Origin of the sequence: Streptococcus sp. 2022WUSS135, assembly GCF_044427045.1 — a bacterium.
Lineage (GTDB): Bacteria > Bacillota > Bacilli > Lactobacillales > Streptococcaceae > Streptococcus > Streptococcus hashimotonensis.
In genome coordinates this window covers 1-5,453 of the sequence record NZ_JAOTGL010000052.1, presented here as the reverse complement: position 1 = coordinate 5,453, position 5,453 = coordinate 1, and the positions used below count along the sequence as shown (strand labels likewise).

Genomic DNA, 5,453 nt, shown 5'->3' with positions numbered 1-5,453 from the left:
AAAAAGTGTTGACAAGTCCATCAGAAGATGATAGAATAATTGAGTTGTCTCTTGAGGAACTAGTCAACAGCGAAACGAAAAAAAGTTTCAAAAAAGTGTTGACAAAGTTTCTAAGAAATGATAAACTAAGATAGTTGTCGCGAGAGAGCGACAACGAACAAGACCTTTGAAAATTAAAGAAGACGAACCAAACGTGCAGGGTGATTTATCTAATGATAAATCGTCAATGACAAAACAAAACAATAAAACGGAAAGCTAGTGATAGCTTGAGTTTGAATCAAAACTTTTTATGAGAGTTTGATCCTGGCTCAGGACGAACGCTGGCGGCGTGCCTAATACATGCAAGTAGAACGCTGAAGTCTGGTGCTTGCACTAGACGGATGAGTTGCGAACGGGTGAGTAACGCGTAGGTAACCTGCCTCATAGCGGGGGATAACTATTGGAAACGATAGCTAATACCGCATAATAGTATTTACCGCATGGTAGATGCTTGAAAGGAGCAACTGCTTCACTATGAGATGGACCTGCGTTGTATTAGCTAGTTGGTGAGGTAACGGCTCACCAAGGCATCGATACATAGCCGACCTGAGAGGGTGATCGGCCACACTGGGACTGAGACACGGCCCAGACTCCTACGGGAGGCAGCAGTAGGGAATCTTCGGCAATGGGGGCAACCCTGACCGAGCAACGCCGCGTGAGTGAAGAAGGTTTTCGGATCGTAAAGCTCTGTTGTAAGAGAAGAACGTGTGTGAGAGTGGAAAGTTCACACAGTGACGGTATCTTACCAGAAAGGGACGGCTAACTACGTGCCAGCAGCCGCGGTAATACGTAGGTCCCGAGCGTTGTCCGGATTTATTGGGCGTAAAGCGAGCGCAGGCGGTTTGATAAGTCTGAAGTAAAAGGCTGTGGCTTAACCATAGTACGCTTTGGAAACTGTCAAACTTGAGTGCAGAAGGGGAGAGTGGAATTCCATGTGTAGCGGTGAAATGCGTAGATATATGGAGGAACACCGGTGGCGAAAGCGGCTCTCTGGTCTGTAACTGACGCTGAGGCTCGAAAGCGTGGGGAGCGAACAGGATTAGATACCCTGGTAGTCCACGCCGTAAACGATGAGTGCTAGGTGTTGGGTCCTTTCCGGGACTCAGTGCCGCAGCTAACGCATTAAGCACTCCGCCTGGGGAGTACGACCGCAAGGTTGAAACTCAAAGGAATTGACGGGGGCCCGCACAAGCGGTGGAGCATGTGGTTTAATTCGAAGCAACGCGAAGAACCTTACCAGGTCTTGACATCCCAGTGACCGTCCTAGAGATAGGATTTTTCTTCGGAACACTGGTGACAGGTGGTGCATGGTTGTCGTCAGCTCGTGTCGTGAGATGTTGGGTTAAGTCCCGCAACGAGCGCAACCCCTATTGTTAGTTGCCATCATTCAGTTGGGCACTCTAGCGAGACTGCCGGTAATAAACCGGAGGAAGGTGGGGATGACGTCAAATCATCATGCCCCTTATGACCTGGGCTACACACGTGCTACAATGGCTGGTACAACGAGTCGCAAGTCGGTGACGGCAAGCTAATCTCTTAAAGCCAGTCTCAGTTCGGATTGTAGGCTGCAACTCGCCTACATGAAGTCGGAATCGCTAGTAATCGCGGATCAGCACGCCGCGGTGAATACGTTCCCGGGCCTTGTACACACCGCCCGTCACACCACGAGAGTTTGTAACACCCGAAGTCGGTGAGGTAACCTTTTAGGAGCCAGCCGCCTAAGGTGGGATAGATGATTGGGGTGAAGTCGTAACAAGGTAGCCGTATCGGAAGGTGCGGCTGGATCACCTCCTTTCTAAGGAAATGGAAACCTGTACGTGAGTCTTCTTTAATTTTGAGAGGTCTTGTGGGGCCTTAGCTCAGCTGGGAGAGCGCCTGCTTTGCACGCAGGAGGTCAGCGGTTCGATCCCGCTAGGCTCCATAGGATAGGAATCCTACTAAACTGAATAGCAGTGAAGTTGAATTCACGACTAACTTCTTAGGAAAATAGATAATCTTCCTTGTGTGTAAGACACACAGCGTCAGATTTCTAATTTTCTCCAGAAGTTTCGCAGAAGCGACCGTCGTTCATATCCTAAACTTGTCCATTGAAAATTGAATATCTATCAAACATTCCTAAACGTATGTAACAGTACGTATAGAAATAGTAACAAGAAAATAAACCGAAAACGCTGTGAATATTTAATGAGTTTTCTAATTTTTGAAAAAATTAGGTTAATAAGGTTAAGTTAATAAGGGCGCACGGTGGATGCCTTGGCACTAGAAGCCGATGAAGGACGTGACTAACGACGAAATGCCTTGGGGAGCTGTAAGTAAGCAATGATCCAGGGATGTCCGAATGGGGGAACCCGGCAGGTAATGCCTGTCACTCACTACTGTTAAGGTAGTGAAGAGGAAGACGCAGTGAACTGAAACATCTAAGTAGCTGCAGGAAGAGAAAGCAAAAGCGATTGCCTTAGTAGCGGCGAGCGAAACGGCAGGAGGGCAAACCGAGGAGTTTACTCCTCGGGGTTGTAGGACTGCAATGTGGACTTAAAGAGTATAGAAGAACTACCTGGGAAGGTAGGCCAAAGAGAGTAAAAGCCTCGTATTTGAAATATTCTTTATACCTAGCAGTATCCTGAGTACGGCGAGACACGCGAAATCTCGTCGGAATCCGGGAGGACCATCTCCCAACCCTAAATACTCTCTAGTGACCGATAGTGAACCAGTACCGTGAGGGAAAGGTGAAAAGTACCCCGGAAGGGGAGTGAAATAGAACCTGAAACCGTGTGCCTACAACAAGTTCGAGCCCGTTAATGGGTGAGAGCGTGCCTTTTGTAGAATGAACCGGCGAGTTACGATATGATGCGAGGTTAAGTTGAAGAGACGGAGCCGTAGGGAAACCGAGTCTTAATAGGGCGGATTAGTATTATGTCGTAGACCCGAAACCATGTGACCTACCCATGAGCAGGTTGAAGGTGCGGTAAGACGCACTGGAGGACCGAACCAGGGCACGTTGAAAAGTGCTTGGATGACTTGTGGGTAGCGGAGAAATTCCAAACGAACTTGGAGATAGCTGGTTCTCTCCGAAATAGCTTTAGGGCTAGCGTCGACATTTGAGAATCTTGGAGGTAGAGCACTGTTTGGATGAGGGGGCCATCTCGGTTTACTGATTTCAGATAAACTCCGAATGCCAATGATTTATGGTCGGCAGTCAGACTGCGAGTGCTAAGATCCGTAGTCGAAAGGGAAACAGCCCAGACCACCAGCTAAGGTCCCAAAATAATTGTTAAGTGGAAAAGGATGTGGGGTTGCACAGACAACTAGGATGTTAGCTTAGAAGCAGCTATTCATTCAAAGAGTGCGTAATAGCTCACTAGTCGAGTGACCCTGCGCCGAAAATGTACCGGGGCTAAAACAATTTACCGAAGCTGTGGATAACACTTTTAGTGTTATGGTAGGAGAGCGTTCTATGTGTGAAGAAGGTATACCGTGAGGAGTGCTGGAACGCATAGAAGTGAGAATGCCGGTATGAGTAGCGAAAGATGGGTGAGAATCCCATCCACCGTAAGACTAAGGTTTCCAGGGGAAGGCTCGTCCGCCCTGGGTTAGTCGGGACCTAAGGAGAGACCGAAGGGTGTATCCGATGGACAACAGGTTGATATTCCTGTACTAGAGTATGAAGTGATGGAGGGACGCAGTAGGCTAACTAAAGCGGGCGATTGGAAGTGCCCGTCTAAGCAGTGAGGTGTGATATGAGTTAAATGCTTGTATCTGTAACATTGAGCTGTGATGGGGAGCGAAGTTAAGTAGCGAAGTTAGTGACGTCACACTGCCGAGAAAAGCTTCTAGCGATGTATCATACTCTACCCGTACCGCAAACCGACACAGGTAGTCGAGGCGAGTAGCCTCAGGTGAGCGAGAGAACTCTCGTTAAGGAACTCGGCAAAATGACCCCGTAACTTCGGGAGAAGGGGTGCTGACTTACAGTCAGCCGCAGTGAATAGGCCCAAGCAACTGTTTATCAAAAACACAGCTCTCTGCTAAATCGTAAGATGATGTATAGGGGGTGACGCCTGCCCGGTGCTGGAAGGTTAAGAGGAGGGTTTAGCGTAAGCGAAGATCTGAATTGAAGCCCCAGTAAACGGCGGCCGTAACTATAACGGTCCTAAGGTAGCGAAATTCCTTGTCGGGTAAGTTCCGACCCGCACGAAAGGCGTAATGATTTGGGCACTGTCTCAACGAGAGACTCGGTGAAATTTTAGTACCTGTGAAGATGCAGGTTACCCGCGACAGGACGGAAAGACCCCATGGAGCTTTACTGCAGTTTGATATTGAGTATCTGTACCACATGTACAGGATAGGTAGGAGCCTATGAAGTCGGGACGCCAGTTTCGATGGAGGCGCTGTTGGGATACTACCCTTGTGTTATGGCTACTCTAACCCGGATAGGTTATCCCTATCGGAGACAGTGTCTGACGGGCAGTTTGACTGGGGCGGTCGCCTCCTAAAAGGTAACGGAGGCGCCCAAAGGTTCCCTCAGAATGGTTGGAAATCATTCGCAGAGTGTAAAGGTATAAGGGAGCTTGACTGCGAGAGCTACAACTCGAGCAGGGACGAAAGTCGGGCTTAGTGATCCGGTGGTTCCGTATGGAAGGGCCATCGCTCAACGGATAAAAGCTACCCTGGGGATAACAGGCTTATCTCCCCCAAGAGTTCACATCGACGGGGAGGTTTGGCACCTCGATGTCGGCTCGTCGCATCCTGGGGCTGTAGTCGGTCCCAAGGGTTGGGCTGTTCGCCCATTAAAGCGGCACGCGAGCTGGGTTCAGAACGTCGTGAGACAGTTCGGTCCCTATCCGTCGCGGGCGTAGGAAATTTGAGAGGATCTGCTCCTAGTACGAGAGGACCAGAGTGGACTTACCGCTGGTGTACCAGTTGTCTTGCCAAAGGCATCGCTGGGTAGCTATGTAGGGACGGGATAAACGCTGAAAGCATCTAAGTGTGAAACCCACCTCAAGATGAGATTTCCCATAACTTTATGTTAGTAAGAGCCCTGAGAGATGATCAGGTAGATAGGTTGGAAGTGGAAGTGTGGCGACACATGTAGCGGACCAATACTAATCGCTCGAGGACTTATCCAAATTAAGTAATGAGAACGTTAAGAAAAGCGTATGATTTTAGGAAATCAACGCGGAAGTCGGTTAGACTTCAAGGCGATTTATCTAAATCACTAGCTTTTTAGTTCGAATACAATTACTTATTAAAACCGAAGTCAATATTGACAGCGTTGGTAAAACTTGTTAGAATATAGATATTCAATTTTGAGTTGACAAGACTCAGTAGTTAAGTGACGATAGCCTAGGAGATACACCTGTACCCATGCCGAACACAGCAGTTAAGCCCTAGAACGCCTGAAGTAGTTGGGGGTT

The 5,453-nt window shown here is 48.5% G+C and carries 1 tRNA gene and 3 rRNA genes; all 4 read left to right on the top strand.

Features of this window, described 5'->3' with window-relative positions:
• Nucleotides 1–285: 285 nt before the first annotated feature.
• Nucleotides 286–1,834, top strand: a 16S ribosomal RNA gene (locus ODU45_RS09810).
• A gap of 53 nt (nucleotides 1,835–1,887) precedes the next feature.
• Nucleotides 1,888–1,960, top strand: a tRNA-Ala gene (locus ODU45_RS09805).
• Nucleotides 1,961–2,260: 300 nt separating this feature from the next.
• Nucleotides 2,261–5,165: ribosomal RNA gene (locus ODU45_RS09800) — 23S ribosomal RNA — on the top strand.
• Nucleotides 5,166–5,367: 202 nt separating this feature from the next.
• A 5S ribosomal RNA gene (gene rrf / locus ODU45_RS09795) occupies nucleotides 5,368–5,453 on the top strand; the annotation flags it as partial.